This is a genomic window from Leifsonia lichenia, assembly GCF_054780215.1.
In genome coordinates this window covers 466850-482746 of sequence record NZ_BAAGWT010000001.1, presented here as the reverse complement: position 1 = coordinate 482746, position 15897 = coordinate 466850, and the positions used below count along the sequence as shown (strand labels likewise).

Sequence of the window (15897 nt, the reverse complement as noted above, 5' to 3'; positions counted from 1 at the left end):
CATCCTCCTAGTACTTACATGAGGAAATGACTTTACCATGGAATTACTTTGTGGATTGATAAAGTGAGCCTGCGAGCGGCGGCGGAGGAGGCCAGATGGATGCAGCGACGGACGACGAGTTCGCCAGGCGGGAGCGGCTCAACGAGGCGCTCCGTGCGTACGGAGCGAGCTACGCGGAACTGGCCAGAGAGTTCGCCGCCAGCGAGGGCCTGCACTCGACCGATGCCGTGGCGCTCATCGAGATCCTGGCCGCCGAGGAACGCGGGACGCCGCTCTCTCCCGCCCGCCTGAGCGACAGGATCGGGCTCACCGCCGGTGCCACCTCCACGCTGCTCAATCGGCTCGAACTCGCGGGCCACATCGTCCGCAGCAGGGAGCACGCCGACCGCCGCATCGTCACGCTGCACTCGACGCCGAACATCCAGACGATCGCGGATGCGTACTTCCACCCCCTCGGGGACAGGATCGCGGAGGTCATGGCCCGGCATCCGCCCGAGCTGCTGGAGAAGTTCGAGACGCTGCTCGGCGACCTGCGGGGCGCGATGGAGGCGTACATCGCCGACACCACGGCGCTGCGCGAGGCGGCGTCGTCCGAGGAGCAGGGAGCGCGCTAGCGGCCGTCCAGCCCGACCTGCAGCGTGAACCGCGTGGTCACGTCCGCGTCGGCCTCCACGATCAGCGGGCCGAGCGCATCCCCGTCCGGCCAGTACTCGCGGGTCGCCGGTTCGATGGCGAAGCCGGACACAGCGCCCCACCAGGGGTAGTCCTCCGTGCCGTGCTCCTGCCAGACGTGCGCGAACGGGAAGAGGTCCTGGTCCCAGTCGAGGAGGGCGAACGCGCCGGTCGCGGGGTTGCGGACCACGGCGGAGCCGCGGGAGCCGGACGGCTCTGTGCGGAAGCCGCCTCCCGTCGACCCGCCCTCCGGGAATACGAGGTCGAGGCGGCGGCCGTCGAGGTCGACGGTGGTCGAGGGGGAGACGAAGACCTCGCCGAGCACCGGATGCTCTGTCCAGGTGATGCCCACCGGCCCACGCGAGACGTTGGTCACCGTCTGCCGCACCGTCAGCGTGCCGTCGACGAGCTCGACCGTGCGCGTCACCGCGAGTGGGACCGTGCGCAGCAGGACGCCGAGCGTGCACGAACTCTCGTCGGCCGACTCCACTCGCCAGCGCCGCCAGGCGGCCTCGCCGTGGAACGGATGCGTGACGCCACCGAGCTCTCTGTCCTCTCCCGCGTGCGGGAGGAGGGTGTGCCAGCCTCCCGGATAGCGGCGATGCCAGGTCTCGGACGTGGACGGCGACGGATGATCGTCAGACCAGTCCTCGTCCGCCCACGGCGTGCGCAGCAGGTACTCGGTCTCGGTCGCCACGTCGGTCAGGGAGAGCACCGCCGCTCCGGCCACGCCCACCTCGGCGCGTGTGCTGGAGGAGCGCAGCGTCAGGCGGTCGCGTGCGACCGCGCGCGAACGCGGCGCGGCCGGTCTGGTCCGGAACGTCTCGCCGGTCACCACGGCCGTGGCCCGGTCATCGAGCGCACGGACGGGGCGAAGGAGCCGTGGAAGATCGACGACGCCGCACCGATCGCCCCAGCCACCTCTTCGAGCACGGACAGCTCGACGGCGACGTGGCGGGCGCTGCGCGCGGTCGGGATGCTGTTGACCGCCGCATCCAGAGTCGTCAGCACGATCTCGCGAAGCTCCGGCTCGAACGCCGGGCCGCCGACGACCATCATCGGAAGGTCGAGGAGGTCGATCAGGCCGACAGCGCCGCGGGCGATCACGTCGGCGACGCGGTGCGCGGCGGCCACCGCCTCGGGAACGCCGCGGCCGACCTCGCGGCACATCTCCGCGTACGATCTGGCCTGGCCGGAGTATCCGAGCTCCAGCGCGATCTCGGGGAGCGCAGTGGTGGGGTTGCACTCGCGCACCAGCGTCGGCCGACCGAGGTCGTCGAGCTGGCCGATCTGGATCGCGGCGAGCTGGCCGAACTCGCCCGCGTTCGAACTGGTGCCGCGATAGACGTCGCCGTTCAGCACGAGGCCGGAGCCGATGCCGGTGCCGAAGTAGAGGTACACGAAGTCGCCGGCGCGGCTGTTCTGGCCGATCCAGCGCTCGCCGATGGCCGCCGCCTCGCCGTCCTTCTGCACGATCACGCCGCAGTGCAGCCGCTCGGCCAGCATCCGGCGCAGCGGCACATTGCGCCAGGCACGGGAGAGCGGCAGTTCGAGCAGGTCGCCGCCGTTGGTGATCGGGCCGGGGGTGGCGACGCCGAGCCCGAGGAACGTGCTCTTGTCGATCCCGGATGCGGTGAGCATGTCTTCGACGTGCCCTCCGATGATCTCGACCAGCGCCTCGGGCGCCACCTGGCCGTCGAAGTCCTCGGAGCGCCGTTCGACCACGGTTCCGTCGAGCTCGGCGAGCACGCAGGTCAGACGCTCGGGGTCGACCAGCACCCCGGCGGCGTGCGCGGCCTCCGGGCGCAGCCGCACCGGGGTGCGCGGCTTTCCGACCTTCTCGCTGCGCAACTGTTCGCCCTCGGCCAGCAGGCCGCGCTCGATGAGGGTGCGCAGGATGCGGGACACCGACTGCTGGGTCAGCCCGGTGCGCTCGGAGATCTCCGTGCGGCTGATCGAGCCTGCCTGGCGGATGGTCTCGATGATCGTGGCCTCGTTGAAGGTGCCGAGGTCGTACTGGTTGGCGCCGGGCCGTGGACCGGATCCCGCGTGCTGGATGCGGGTGCGTTGCGGCGGTCGCGCGGCGGCCGCCTGACTGTCGAGGAGGTCGGTCACGGGGCCTCCAGTGCACCGTCAGGACGGCGGACGCCCGCGGCCCACGCGTCGTGGCCGGACAGCTCTGCCGGGTAGCGCGCCGCTGCGACCTCGTCGAGGTCGATGCCCCAGCCAGGAGCGTCGTTGGGAGTGAGCCATCCGTCCACGATTCGAAGCGTACCCGGGAACACGTCGTGCGTGGCCTCGTTGTAGACGTGGCCTTCCTGGATGCCGAAGGCGGGGGAGACGACGTCGAGCGTCACGTTGGCCGCAGCGCCGATGGGGGAGGTGTCGCCCGGGCCGTGCCAGGCCGTCCGCACGCCGAACACCTCGGCCAGGTCCGCGAGCTTCTTCGCCGGGGTGAGACCGCCGATGTCGGAGACGTGGCTCCGGATGAGGTCCACCCCTCCTCCGCTGATGAGCCGGGCCGCATCGGTGAACGAGGTCGTCAGCTCGCCCACTGCGATGGGAAGCGGGGACGCGGCCCGTACCTCCGGCAGGCGGTCCCAGTGCTCGGGAGGGAGCACATCCTCGAGGAAGAACAGGCGGTACGGCTCGAGGGCGCGTGCCAGCCAGATCGCGTCCTTCGGGGTCAACCGCGAGTGGACGTCGTGCAGCAGCTCGATGTTGGCGGGAAGCCGGTCGCGAGCCGCCTCGAACAGCTCCGGCGTTCGGCGCAGGTAGTCGCGGGCGCTCCAGCCGTCGCGGTACGGCGCATCCGGGTACTCGGTGGGCACGCGGGGCGCGCCGTAGCCGCCGCCGCCCGGCGTCGACTGCTGCAGCCGCACGAATCGCTGCCCCTCTTCGATCAGGCGCTCGGCGTGGTCGAGGGTCTCCTCGATCGTGCGGCCGGACGCGTGCAGGTAGGTGTCGGCCGCGGCGCGCACCTTGCCGCCGAGCAGCTCGTAGACGGGCATCCCCGCCCGCTTGCCCGCGATGTCCCAGAGCGCCTGGTCGATGCCGGAGATCGCGTTGTTGGTGACGGGGCCTCCGCGCCAGTACCCGGTGAACGCGATCAGCCGGGTGAGGTCGCCGATGTCGCCGGGGTAGCGGCCGATCAGCAGGTGCGCGACGTGCTCGTTGACGAACGTCTCCACCGCTTTCCAGCGCTGGGTGAACGTCGCGCAGCCGAGACCGTAGAGTCCTGGCACGTTGGTCTCCACCTTCACGACGACCAGCGCCGTGCCCTCCGGGGCGGTCGTGATGGCGCGGACGGAGGTGATACGGATGTCCTCGCGCGGTGTCCAGGGGTTGGCGAAAGTGTCGGTCACAGTGGCTCCAGGGGTCGTGGTGGCGGTCGGGTCGGGTCGGCGGTCAGGCCGGGTCGAGAGGTGGCAGATCGGTGGTGGGCAGGTCGAGCTCGTGCGCAGCGCGGAAGCCGATCGTGCGCTCCGCCGTCGTGAGGTCGATCGGGACCTCGCGCCCGGCGAACGCGCGCGTGCGCAGCACCCCAGGGGCGTAGCGGTCGAGCAGTTCGTCCGTGCGGTACGGCACGATGGTGGTCGGCGCGGCCAGGTAGAAGGCGTGCGCTCCGCTGACCCTCGCTGTCAGTCCGAGCTCGATCGCGACGGCGGCGTCCCGTACATCCAGGTACGACCAGCCCTCGGTGAGAGTGGGCCGCGGGTCTGCAGTCAGCTCCGCGGACAGCTTCTTCAGCACGTCCACGGTGTTGGTGTGGGGAAGGCGCAGCGTGACCACATCCATCCCCCAGCGGCGCCACACCATCCGGGAGGTGTTCTCATCGTTCAGCTTCGAAAGCGAGTACCAGTCGGAGACATCGGCGGGAATGTCGGTGTCCAGCGGGAGGTAGGCGGGGAGTGCGGTGCTGTCGATGCCCTGCGGCAGGCCGTACCGGTTGATGCTGCCGGCGACCACGGCCCTGCGGACTCCGCGCTCCGCCGCCTGGGTGAGCACGGCGAAGGTCGAGACGACGTTGGTGCTGTACACGTCGTATGCGGGGGCGATGTCCCTGTGCGCCAGCGCGGCCAGGTGGACCACCGCATCCACTCCGTCGAGGGCGACCGCGACGTCCTCCGGCGAGCGGGCGTCTCCGGCGACGACACGGGATGCGCCGTCCACCGCGTCGCCGTCGAGCGACATCGCCGTCACCGCGGCGCCGAGGCCGGCCAGGTGCGCCGTGGCGACCCGGCCGATCCTGCCCGCCGCACCCGTGATCAGGATGCGGCGCCCGTCCAGCGCGCTCATCCCTTGAGCCCGGAGGCGGAGCTGACCCCGCGCAGGAACTGCTTCTGGAAGATCACGAACAGGATGACGGGGATGATGATGGTCAGGAACACGGCCGCCATCTGCACGGAGAACGGCATCGCGCCGTTGGGCATGTTCGCGAGCGTCACCGACACCGGTTGCAGGTTGGGAGACGACAGCACGAGCATCGGCCACAAGTAGTCCTTCCACGACGCCACGATCGTCAGCAGCGCGACGACGCCGATGATCGGGCGGGACAGCGGAAGGATCAGGGTCGTGAACACGCGCACGGCACCGGCTCCGTCGATCCGGGCGGCTTCGATCAGCTCCCGCGGGATTGAGTCGAAGAAGCGTTTGAGCACGATCACGTTGAAGGCGCTCGCGCCGGCAGGGAGCCAGACGCCCCAGAAAGTGTTCTGCAGGTTCACCCCGATGACCGGCATCTTGAGGATGGTCAGATACAGCGGGACGAGCGAGATCACGCCGGGGAGGAACAGCGTGGCGAGGACGGCGCCGGAGAGGATCGGCCCCCACTTCGGTCGAAGGGCGCTCAGCAGGTATGCGCCCGTCGTGCTGACGAACAACGTCGCAACGGTGCTGCCCAGGGCGACGATGACCGTGTTGCCGAGGGACGAGCCGATCTGGGCGCCGTCCCACGCCTGGCCGATGTTGCCCCACTGGAAGGGCTTCAGCCAGATGTTCATCGGGTCGCGGAGGATGTCCTGACTGGTGGAGACGGATGCGCGCGCCGACCAGGCGAGCGGCCCGAGCCCGGCGAAGAGCAGGCCGACCAGCATGACGATCTGGAGCACCCACATCCAGGCCCGGACGACGGGGCGCTTGCGGTCGGTCGCCGAGATCGCACCGCGCTCGCGTTCCTCGCGCAGTTTGGCACGGCCCCGGCGACGCGGCTGCCCTTCCGGCTGCTGATCGTCGATGGGGTCGACGATGACCCCTGTTCCGATGACGCTCATGATGGGCTCCACCTCCTGGTGACGTAGTAGTAGACGACGGAGAGCAGGCAGAGGAAGAGCGCGAGGATCACGCTCAGTGCCGTGGCCGATCCGTAGTCGCCGTTCACGAAGGCGTACTTGTAGATCTTCAGCATCACCGTCTGTGTCGCGTTGTTCGGGCCGCCCCCTGTGAACAGGAACGGCTCCGTGAAGAGCTGGAACGTGCCGATGAGCTGCAACAGCATCATGATGAAGATGATGTTGCGCAACTGGGGCAGCGTGACGTGCCAGAGCCGGGACCAGATCCCTGCGCCGTCGATCTCCGCCGCCTCGTAGAGCTCAGTGTTGATGCCGCCGATGGCCGCCAGATAGATGATGGCCGTTGCCCCGGCGCCCGCCCAGGTCGTGTAGAGCACGAGCGACGGCATCGCCATCGCCTCCGAGTTGAGCCACGGGAAGGGGCCGAGGCCGACCCAGCTCAGGATGGAGTTGAAGATGCCGTCGCTGGACGGGTCGTAGAAGAACTTCCAGAGCAGGATGCCCGCGACGGGCGGCACGACGGCCGGGAGGTAGGCGAGCAGGTTGTACGCCCAGCTCCCCCTGCGGAGCTCGTTGATGAACACCGCCAGGATGATCGGCACGGGGAAGCCGAGAATCAGGCCGAGCGCCGCGTAGTACACGGTGTTGAGCGCGGCCTGCGGGAGCTCGGGGTCGGTGAGCACGAACGCGAAGTTGTTCAGGCCGACCCAGACGGGCGCTGCCACGAGGTTCGTGCGCTGGAAGCTCATCACCAGGCCGCTGACGACCGGTCCCCAACTGAAGTACAGGAACGTCAGCACGATCGGGACGGCGAAGAGCACGGCCACGAAACCGCCGGAGCGGAACCAGCCGGTGAAGGTGAGTCGGCGCTTGCGCCGTGGAGGGCGCCCTGGACGGGAGGTGCCCGTCGTCGGTCGTTCGAGAGTCTGTGTCATGGTGTCGCTCGCTTTCGTTGGGGCGGCGGGGCGGAGTGTTCGTCCGCCCCGCCGCCGTCCTGGCTCAGCGCTGCTGGGCCAGGTTCCTGTCGATTGCGGTCGACGCCTGCGTCACGAGCTGCTTGATGTCGGCGTTCTGGTCGGTGAGGACCTTCTGCACCAGCGGGTCGAGCGTCGCGTAGGTGTTCTGGGCGTCCGCCGGCTCTGGGATGAGCTTCAGCTTCGAGTCGATGTATCCCGTGAACTGGTCGCGCGGCACGTTGATCTCGTCCTTGATCCAGCCGAGGTACGTGTCGTAGACGGACTGGCTGACGGGCGGAAGACCCGGTGTGCCCACCGCGGTGTTGGATGCGGCGTCCGCCTTCGCCGAGGCGACGGCGAAGTCCTGGTCGAAGTACTTCTGGAAGTTCATGAACTCGACCCAGCGGGATGCGGCGAGCAACTCGTTCGGCGACGCCTTCGCGTTGAACATGGCGATCGTGCCACCGGTGAGGGTGCCGTGCTCTCCGTCCGCTTGCGGGAGTGCGCCCTGGCCGTAGTCGGCCGGCTTCATCCCGTAGTTGTGGATGGCCTGGTCGAACGCATCCGGAGCCTGCAGCACCATGCCGATCTTGCCGGCGGCGAAGGCCTTGCGGATGTCGTCCTGGTTGTAGAGGAACTGGCTCCCCATGGAGTTGTCCTTCCAACGCATGTCGTGCAGGAGCTGCAGGGCCTTCTCGGTGGGCGCGCCCATGGTGGTCTTCTTGCCCGAGGTGTCTGTGACGGTGCCGCCCATGCTGTACGTCATGGTGGTGAGCATCCAGCCGCCGGTGTTGTTGGTGGTGAGCTGCGAATATCCGGCGACATTCGGCACCTTCTGGGCGATGGTCTTGGCGTACTGCTGCACCTCGTCCCAGGTGGTCGGCGGCTTGTCCGGGTCGAGGCCGGCCTGCTGGAAGATCGCGCGGTTGTATGCGATGCCGACGGAGAACAGGTTGTACGGAACGGTGTAGACGTCGCCCTTGTCGTCCTTCACGTTGGCGAGGGCGAGCGGGTTGAGCTTGTCGAGCAGGCCGATCTGCTTGAGGTACGGCGTCATGTTCGGGAGCTGCTTGTTGGCGATGAGCTGCTTGCTGTACGTCAGCGAGACGTTCATCGTGGTGGGGAGGGTGCCTCCGGCGAGCTTGGCCTGGAAGGTCTGCGCCTGCCAGTACTCGGTGGAGGGCTTCACGGTGATGTTCGGGTAGAGCTTCTGGAAGTCGTCGACCTTCTTCAGGAAGTTCTCCCTGTCGGCCTTCTTGTCCGCCGTCGGCTCGTCGCCGACCGTGATGGTGACTTTAGCCTTCGGGTCCGCGGTGGCAGATGCCCCCTCGGTGCCGCCGCCGGAGCAGCCTGCGAGTGCGATCAGAGCGGCGGCCGCCGTCACGGCGAGCCCGGCCCTCAGTACATGTTTCTTCATTGAAACCCCTTGTCGTGTGCTGTGCCGCCCAGGTCGACGGCTCGGTCAGGCCGCCACGTGCTGTCTCATCTGTGCGACCACGATCCCGCCGCGAAGGCGGGTGCTGTAAATATAAAACTCAGAGAGTTATTAATCAATGACGAAAGTTTTCTCTGTTCTTGACTTCAAGCGCTTGAAGTCTGTTCTCATGGTCTGCATGACCACGATGACCATCCAGGAGGTGTCCAGGCAGAGCGGGCTCAGCGAGCCGACCCTGCGCTACTACGAGGACGTCGGCCTCCTCGGCCCGATCGCCAGAGACCAGAGCAGCGGCCACCGCCGTTACCGCGACGGTGACCTCGACGCCGCCCAGGTGCTCGCCTGCCTGCGCGCGATGGGCGTCGGCATCGAAGACATGCGCACCTACCAGGCGAACAGGCTGCTCGGCCACGCGGCGGCAGGCGAGCAGCGCGACATCCTGCTCAGGCACGCCGCGCGCGTCGACGAGCAGATCGCGACCCTGCGCGTCCACCTCGACTACCTGAGGGTGAAAGCCGCCCTCTGGGATGCTCGCGACCGCGGCGACACCGCCGCGGAAGCGGACGCCAGGGTCGAGCTCGAATCCATCCTTCCCCGACTCGAGGAGACCTTCCGATGACCACCGAACCCACCGCATCCACCCCGTCCGTCCCCTCCTCGCCCGTCCCCTCCTCGGCCGCCACCCTGGTGACCGGAGGGACCGGATACCTCGCAACGCGCCTCATCGCCGACCTGCTCGCCTCCGGTGTGGCCGTGCGCACCACGGTCCGCACGCTCGATCGCGCCGACGAGGTGCGCGAGGCCGTCCGCAGGGCGGGAGCGGACGACGCGGGACTGTCGTTCGTCGTCGCCACCCTCACCGACGACGGCGGCTGGCCGGAGGCGCTGGACGGGATCGCGGACGTCTACCACGTCGCATCGCCCATGATCCAGTCGACCGAGCCGGACGAGGTCGTCGTGCCCGCCCGCGACGGATCGCTGCGCGTGCTCAGGGCCGCCAGGGACGCCGGCGCTCGCCGCGTCGTGCTCACGTCGTCGTTCGCGGCCGTCGGGTACACGCCGAAGCCGGTGCGCGAGTACGACGAGACCGACTGGACCGACCCTGCGACCCCCGGGCTCCCCGCATACCCGCTGTCGAAGGCGGTCGCCGAACGCGCAGCGTGGGACTTCGTGGAGCGGGAGGGCGACGGGCTGGAGCTCGTCGTGATCAACCCGACCTGGATCGCAGGTCCCACTCTGACCGCATCCGCCCGGTCGTCGCTGCAGTTCTTCACGGGGATGCTCGACGGCACCATCCCGGCTGTGCCCAGACAGCGCTTCGGGATCGCGGACGTGCGCGATGTCGCGGCGGCCCACATCGCGGCGATGACGACCCCGGCCGCCGCAGGCAAGCGCTATCTCGTGCTCGCGGACGGCCCCACCATGACGTTCCTCGACGTCGCGACCACGCTCCGCTCCGAACTCGGCGCGCTCGCCTCCCGCGTGCCCACCGCGGAGCTTCCGGGCGACGAGCCGACGCCGCTCACCATCCACAACGAGCGGGCGAAGCGCGAGCTGGGCTGGCGCCCGCGCCCCGCCGTCGAGACGATCGTTCAGACCGCGGAGAGCCTGCGCGACCTGGGGCTGCTGGCGGGCGGGGCCTGATCGGGCGCTCGCGCGTCGGCCACTCTTGGACCTTTCTGGGGAGGCGCCGGGTTGACTGGACACGATCGCCGTCCAGACGAGACGGCGCCGCACCAGATGGGACTTCATGATCGCGCATTCCGGCCTCCTCGACCCGCAGGGGATCATCGACGCCGCAGGGCCGTGGGCACTTCTCGGGGTCTGCGCGATCGTGTTCGCCGAGACGGGGCTTCTCGTCGGGTTCTTTCTGCCGGGAGACACGCTGCTGTTCTTCACGGGCGTGCTGACCCTCACCGGTCACATCGGTGAGCCGCTCTGGCTGGTCATCGTCGCGGTGATCGTCGCCGCGTTCCTGGGCGACCAGCTCGGCTACGCGATCGGGCGGAGGGGCGGCCCGCGTGTGTTCGAGCGCAAGGAGTCCGGTTTCTTCAGCAGGGCGAGCGTGGAGCGGACGCAACGGTTCTTCGACCGGTTCGGAGGCGCGGCGGTGACGGTCGCCCGCTTCGTGCCGGTCGTCCGCACGTTCGCGCCCGTCGCTGCCGGTGTCGGCCGGATGCGGTGGGGTCTGTTCACGCTGTTCAACGTCGTCGGCGCTGCGATCTGGGCGGCCGCCGTCATCCTGCTCGGCTACGGCCTCGGGCACATCCCCGGCGTCGCCGACTTCGTGTCGACCTACCTGGACGTGATCCTGATCGGGATCGTGGTGGTCTCCGTCGTGCCGATCCTGGTTCGCGCTGTCGCGCTGCGCAGACGGTCCCGCGTCGATTCGTAGCCCGTATGCTCCTCTCATGCCCCGCCGTCCGTCGCCGCCGCCCGCCGCTGGCGGGGCCGGCGGCTCGGGCGGCTCGGGCGGCTCCGGCGGCTCGGGCGGCTCTGGCTCCTGGCGGCGCGAGCCGAGCACTGTGGTGCGCAGGACGGGCAGAATGCCGGAGGTCAGGGACGGGTCTCCGGTCGTGCTCGCAGAGTCGGAGGGGGTGACGGCTCCGCTGGAGTGGGAGCCGCACGCGCACGATTATCACGAGCTGGTCTGGATTCGGGGCGGGACGTTGACCACGCGCGTCGGCGACCGCGTCTTCACGGTCTCCGAGGGGGCGGCGCTGTGGCTGCCGGCCGGGCAGGTGCACTCCGGAAGGCTCACGGCCGGTTCCGAGTTCTTCGACGCGTTCTTCGAGCCGGAGCGCACGCCTGTGCGGTTCGAGGAGCCGACCGCGATCGTCCTGAGCCCGGTGCTCGCATCCCTGCTGGAGTACCTGCAGCGCACCGACCTGGATGCGGGTGCCCGCGCTCGCGGCGAAGCCGTCGTCTTCGATGTGCTCGAGACGTCGGAGCGTGCGCTGGTGCTGCGGGTTCCTGGCGATCCGCGGATCGACCCGATAGCCGAGGCGCTGCTCGCCGACCCCGCGGACGCACGCGGCCTGAAGGAGTGGGCGACGGCGCTCGGGGTCAGCGAGCGCACGATCACGCGCGCGTTCCGGAGCACCACCGGGCTGTCCTTCGTGCAGTGGAAGCAGTCGCTCCGGGTGCACCTGGCGCTGTCGCTGCTGGCGGAGGGGCACGATGTGCAGACCACCTCCGAACTGCTCGGGTATGCGCAGTCGAGCACGTTCATCGAGGCCTTCCGGCGCGTGATGGGCACGACGCCGGGCGCGTACCCGCGCACCGCATCCTGACAGCGCACCCGGCACCGCATCGGCCTCCGCGTGTCCGGAAAACCGTATCGGGTGTCTTCCGCGCCGGATTGCAGACAGGCGCCGACCCACCTAGTCTGAGTTAGGTAACCCTTACCTAACTCGGAACCCCCTCTATGCCCACGCCTTCTTCCGCCCGCGCCGCGACCGCCATGCGCGGGGAGGACCTCACCCTGCGCTTCGGCACGACGACCGTCGTCCACGGCATGACGCTGACACTCGAGCCCGGCCGCGTCACCGCGCTGGTGGGACCGAACGGCAGCGGCAAGTCCACCCTGCTGCGCTCCCTCGCCCGGCTGCATCCGATCGGCGACGGCCACGTGACCATCGGCGGCCCTGAGCGTCAACGGGCGGCCTCGCTGCTCAGCTCGCGCGAGTTCGCGCAGGAGGTTACGCTGTTCAGCCAGTCGCGGCCGGCGCCGCAGGGGATGAGCGTGCAGGAGGTCGTCGCTTTCGGGCGGCACCCGTACCGCCGCCGCTTCTCCGGTCACTCCGCGGAGGACCGCCGCGCGATCGCCCACGCGATGGAGTTGACGGGCGTCCGGACGATGGCCGACCGTGCGGCGGGGGAGCTCTCCGGGGGTGAGATGCAGCGCGTCTGGCTCGCCGCCTGCCTCGCCCAGGACACCGGGGTCGTGCTCCTGGACGAACCGACGAACCATCTCGACCTGCGCTACCAGACCGAGATCCTCGACCTCGTGCGCGACCTCGCAGACGACCACGGCGTCACAGTCGGCATCGTCCTGCACGACCTCGACCACGCCGCCCGCATCGCCGACACCGTGCTGCTCCTGGCAGCCGGCCGCATCCACTCGGCGGGAGACGCCGTCTCCGTGCTGACCTCGGAGAACATCGGAGAGGTGTACGACCTTCCGGTGGACGTGCACGTCGACGAGCGCACCGGCCGCCTGCGCATCGATCCGCTCGGGCGGCACTCGGGGAGGCGGCTGACCGCATCCACTGGGGGCGCCGCATCCACGTCAGCTCCCGCATCCACCATCAGAGAGGACCACCCATGATCCGCGCCCAACGCATCGCGACCGTCGCCGCGACGCTCGCCGTCGCAGCGCTCACGCTCACCGCCTGCGGCACCACGAGCATCCCGGAGGCGGAGGGCACGGCACCCGCCGCGAGTTCGCAGAGCTGCGCCGCCGACACCACGAAGACGGCGACAGGCCCGGTGTCGCTGACGGACGGCGTCGGCAGGACGGTCACGCTCGACAAGCCGGCCTCGCGCGTCGCCGTGCTCGAATGGCAGCAGATCGAGGATGCGCTCACGCTGTGCGTGGCTCCCGTTGCGGTCTCCGACAGCGCGGGATACAGCACGTACGTCAGCGCCGAGAAGCTCCCGAAGGGCGTCACCGACATCGGCGAGCGGGGAGAACCGGACCTCGACACTCTGTACGCGGCGAAGCCCGACCTGATCATCGTCGAGGCGTTCAGCGCCGCCGACGACCTCATCGCCCAGCTCGAGAAGCGCGACGTTCCCGTGCTGGCCACCCTCGGCGCGAACGCCGCCGACCCGATCGGGAACATGAAGAGCGTGTTCTCGATGATCGCGGAGGCCACCGGCCGCACCGAGCGCGCGGACGCGGTGCTGAAGCAGTTCGACGAGCACCTGGCGGAGGCCAAGAAGAAGGTGGCGGGCGCCGACCTGTCGACGAAGAAATTCCTGTTCTTCGACGGCTGGATCGAAGGCGGAAACGTCGCCATCCGGCCGTACGGGAAGGGCGCCCTCTTCACAGCGCTCGGCGAGCAGTTGGGGATGACCGCCGCCTGGACGGACGAGATCGACAAGACGTACGGCAATGGCGGCGTCGACCCGGCGTACGGCCTGGCTCAGACCGACATCGAGGGACTGACCGCTGTGGGAGACGCCAACCTGTTCTACTCGAACGACGACACCGCGGACAGCTACGTGAAGGAACTCGACAAGAGCGCCATTTGGACCTCGCTCCCTGCGGTGAAGGAGGGCAGGGCGCACGCGTTCCCGTCCGGCGTCTGGGGCGCAGGAGGACCGCTCTCGAACGAGCAGGCCATCGACGCGTACGTCGACGCCATCGCGGGGTGAGCGAGGCGGCACAGGCCGACGCGGCACAGCGCGGCGCGGCACAGAGCGGCGCGGCACGGGATGCGGCCGGGGAGCGACACCTCCCCGGCCGCGGCGTCCGCGGCGGCGGCGTCCTGGGCGGCGTCTCCGGCGCGGTCGTGCTCGTCGTCCTGCTGCTCGTCGTCGTGCTCGTGGGGATGTGGCACCTCACCCAGGGGACGTCCGGCGTCGGCGTCGGGGACCTGCTCCGCTACGCCGCCGGAGCCCGAGAGACGGTCGGCGGCGTCGCGGTCGGTGACGTCCTGACCGGATCGCGACTGCCCAGGCTGTTCGCGGGGGTGGCCGTCGGCTTCGCGCTGGGCGTGGCGGGCGCGCTGCTGCAGTCCGTCACCCGCAACGTGCTCGCCTCGCCGGACACGCTCGCCGTCACGGCCGGTTCGTACTTCGCACTGTCGCTCGTGGCGGCGTTCGGGCTCGCCGTACCGCTGTGGGCGTCCGGCGGAGTCGCGTTCGTGGGAGGGCTGGTCGCTGCTGCGGTGGTCCTCGGGCTCGCCGGGCGCGCATCCGGAACGTCGACAACGCGGCTCATCCTGGCGGGCTCCGCGATCGCGATGGCCCTGGATGCGGCGACCGCCATGCTGCTCATCCTCTTCAAGGAGAACACCACCGGCCTGTTCGCCTGGGGCAGCGGCTCGCTCGCGCAGTTGAACCTGGACGCGTCCGTGCGCGCTGCGCCGCTGATCGTGGTGGTCCTGGCCGCCGCCCTGCTGCTCTCCCGCCGACTGGATGCACTCCGTCTCGGCGACGACACCGCCGCCTCCCTCGGCGTCCCCGTCCGTTCGACGAGGATCGGCGCCGTCCTGTTCGCCGTCGTGCTGACGAGTGTGTCCGTGACCCTCGCCGGTCCTATCGCGTTCGTCGGTCTCGGGGCTCCAGTGCTCGCGCGGCTGATCGCCGGACGGGTGCGCGCCGTGAATCGTCACGCCCTGCTCCTGCCGGTCTCCGGGCTGGTCGGCGCACTCCTCATCCTGCTCGCCGACGCCGGGCTGCGCGCGCTGCTGGGTGCGGAGGGCGCCGCGGCCATCCCCACGGGTGTGCCGACCGCGGTGCTCGGCGCCGTGCTGATCGTCGTGCTCGCCCTGCGGCTTCGCGACTCCGGCTCGGTGCGCCAGCCGCAGCACGCGCACGTCGCGATGCGCACCCGCCGCCGCTTCGTCCTCGTGCTGACCATCGGCGCGGTGCTGGTCGTCGTGGCCGCCGTGGTCGGTCTGCTCGCAGGCAGCCTGTGGCTGCGCACGGGCGACGTGATCCAGTGGATGCAGGGGGTCGCCCCCGACCTCATCGGCCGGGCGTTCGACGAGCGCATTCCGCGCGTGCTCTCCGCCGTGCTCGCCGGGGCGGCGCTCGCCCTGGCCGGATGCGTGGTGCAGGGCACCGTCCGCAACCCGCTGGCAGAGCCGGGCATCCTGGGCATCACTGCGGGAGCGGGGCTGGGCGCGGTGATCGTGGTGACCTCGGGCATCTCCGGCGGCCGACCGCTGCTGATCGCGATGGCGGTCGCGCTGGGGCTGGGGACGTTCGCGCTGGTCGCCGGCCTGGCCTGGCGCGGCGGCCTCCTGCCGGATCGGTTCGTGCTGGTCGGTATCGGCTGCGGCTACGGGCTGAGCGCGATCACCACCTTCCTGCTGCTGCGCTCCGACCCCTGGGAGACGCCGCGCATCCTCACCTGGCTCTCCGGGACGACGTACGGGCGCACCCTGCCGGACGTCCTGCCCGTCGCCGTCGTGCTCGTGCTGGCTGTCCCCGTGCTCTTCGCGTTCCGGCACAGGCTCGACCTGCTGGCCGTGGACGACGACACCCCGCGCATCCTGGGCGTCCGGCTGGAACGCACCAGGCTGTTCGTGCTCGCCATCGCCGCCGTGCTCGCCGCCGTCAGCGTCGTCGCGGTCGGCGTCGTGGGGTTCGTCGGCCTGATCGCGCCCCACCTCGCGCGCTCGCTGGTCGGGGCGAGGCACGGCAGGAGCATCCCGGTCTCGATGGTGATCGGCGGGCTGCTGGTGTGCGTCGCTGACACGCTGGGGCGCACGCTGATCGCGCCGTCGCAGCTTCCGGCCGGCCTCATGATCGCGCTGGTCGGTGCGCCGTACTTCGTGTGGCTGCTGCGGCGATCCCGGGTGTGAGG

General features: G+C 69.9%; 15 protein-coding genes. 8 read left to right on the top strand and 7 right to left on the bottom strand.

Annotation, left to right across the window (positions count from 1 at the left end; genetic code table 11):
• Window positions 1–95 precede the first annotated feature (95 nt).
• A complete protein-coding gene (locus ACYVGI_RS02260; RefSeq protein ID WP_460631034.1) occupies window positions 96–614 on the top strand; it encodes a MarR family winged helix-turn-helix transcriptional regulator in 519 nt (172 codons plus the stop codon).
• Here ACYVGI_RS02260 and ACYVGI_RS02255 read toward each other — a convergent pair.
• From ACYVGI_RS02255 to ACYVGI_RS02225, 7 genes are all read right to left on the bottom strand, one after another.
• Window positions 611–1507 carry a hypothetical protein gene (locus ACYVGI_RS02255; RefSeq protein ID WP_460631033.1) on the bottom strand — a complete coding sequence of 299 codons (897 nt, stop codon included), beginning with the start codon at window positions 1505–1507 and terminating at the stop codon, window positions 611–613. The two genes, ACYVGI_RS02260 and ACYVGI_RS02255, sit on opposite strands and share 4 nt — an antisense overlap.
• Entirely contained in the window at window positions 1504–2787 is a 1284-nt protein-coding gene (locus tag ACYVGI_RS02250; RefSeq protein WP_460631032.1) for an ROK family transcriptional regulator, read from the bottom strand. Before ACYVGI_RS02250 ends, ACYVGI_RS02255 begins: the two co-directional genes overlap by 4 nt.
• Window positions 2784–4037 carry an enolase C-terminal domain-like protein gene (locus ACYVGI_RS02245; RefSeq protein WP_460631031.1) on the bottom strand — a complete coding sequence of 418 codons (1254 nt, stop codon included), beginning with the start codon at window positions 4035–4037 and terminating at the stop codon, window positions 2784–2786. The genes ACYVGI_RS02250 and ACYVGI_RS02245 overlap by 4 nt, the downstream gene beginning before the upstream one ends.
• Before the next feature lie 43 nt (window positions 4038–4080).
• Window positions 4081–4971, bottom strand: coding sequence for an NAD-dependent epimerase/dehydratase family protein (locus ACYVGI_RS02240; protein WP_460631030.1), 891 nt, complete (start codon window positions 4969–4971; stop codon window positions 4081–4083).
• Window positions 4968–5945 carry a carbohydrate ABC transporter permease gene (locus tag ACYVGI_RS02235; RefSeq protein ID WP_460631029.1) on the bottom strand — a complete coding sequence of 326 codons (978 nt, stop codon included), beginning with the start codon at window positions 5943–5945 and terminating at the stop codon, window positions 4968–4970. The genes ACYVGI_RS02240 and ACYVGI_RS02235 overlap by 4 nt, the downstream gene beginning before the upstream one ends.
• The gene (locus ACYVGI_RS02230; protein ID WP_460631028.1) at window positions 5942–6898 is read right to left on the bottom strand and encodes a carbohydrate ABC transporter permease; all 957 of its coding nucleotides are present in this window, start codon (window positions 6896–6898) and stop codon (window positions 5942–5944) included. The genes ACYVGI_RS02235 and ACYVGI_RS02230 overlap by 4 nt, the downstream gene beginning before the upstream one ends.
• 64 nt (window positions 6899–6962) lie before the next feature.
• Entirely contained in the window at window positions 6963–8336 is a 1374-nt protein-coding gene (locus tag ACYVGI_RS02225) for an extracellular solute-binding protein (RefSeq protein ID WP_460631027.1), read from the bottom strand.
• 196 nt (window positions 8337–8532) lie between these two features.
• On the opposite strand from ACYVGI_RS02225, the gene ACYVGI_RS02220 reads away from it, so the two are divergent.
• From ACYVGI_RS02220 to ACYVGI_RS02190, 7 genes are all read left to right on the top strand, one after another.
• Window positions 8533–8973, top strand: coding sequence for a MerR family transcriptional regulator (locus ACYVGI_RS02220; RefSeq protein WP_460631026.1), 441 nt, complete (start codon window positions 8533–8535; stop codon window positions 8971–8973).
• Window positions 8970–9998 carry an NAD-dependent epimerase/dehydratase family protein gene (locus ACYVGI_RS02215; RefSeq protein ID WP_460631025.1) on the top strand — a complete coding sequence of 343 codons (1029 nt, stop codon included), beginning with the start codon at window positions 8970–8972 and terminating at the stop codon, window positions 9996–9998. Before ACYVGI_RS02220 ends, ACYVGI_RS02215 begins: the two co-directional genes overlap by 4 nt.
• A gap of 106 nt (window positions 9999–10104) precedes the next feature.
• Entirely contained in the window at window positions 10105–10749 is a 645-nt protein-coding gene (locus tag ACYVGI_RS02210) for a DedA family protein (protein WP_460631024.1), read from the top strand.
• Between the two features lie 16 nt (window positions 10750–10765).
• The gene (locus tag ACYVGI_RS02205; protein ID WP_460631023.1) at window positions 10766–11647 is read left to right on the top strand and encodes a helix-turn-helix domain-containing protein; all 882 of its coding nucleotides are present in this window, start codon (window positions 10766–10768) and stop codon (window positions 11645–11647) included.
• Between the two features lie 134 nt (window positions 11648–11781).
• On the top strand, window positions 11782–12684 hold the full coding sequence (locus ACYVGI_RS02200; RefSeq protein WP_460631022.1) for an ABC transporter ATP-binding protein: 903 nt from the start codon (window positions 11782–11784) through the stop codon (window positions 12682–12684).
• Window positions 12681–13736, top strand: a complete 1056-nt coding sequence (locus ACYVGI_RS02195; RefSeq protein WP_460631021.1) for an iron-siderophore ABC transporter substrate-binding protein — start codon at window positions 12681–12683, stop codon at window positions 13734–13736. The genes ACYVGI_RS02200 and ACYVGI_RS02195 overlap by 4 nt, the downstream gene beginning before the upstream one ends.
• Window positions 13733–15895, top strand: a complete 2163-nt coding sequence (locus ACYVGI_RS02190) for an iron ABC transporter permease (RefSeq protein WP_460631020.1) — start codon at window positions 13733–13735, stop codon at window positions 15893–15895. Before ACYVGI_RS02195 ends, ACYVGI_RS02190 begins: the two co-directional genes overlap by 4 nt.
• Window positions 15896–15897 lie beyond the last annotated feature (2 nt).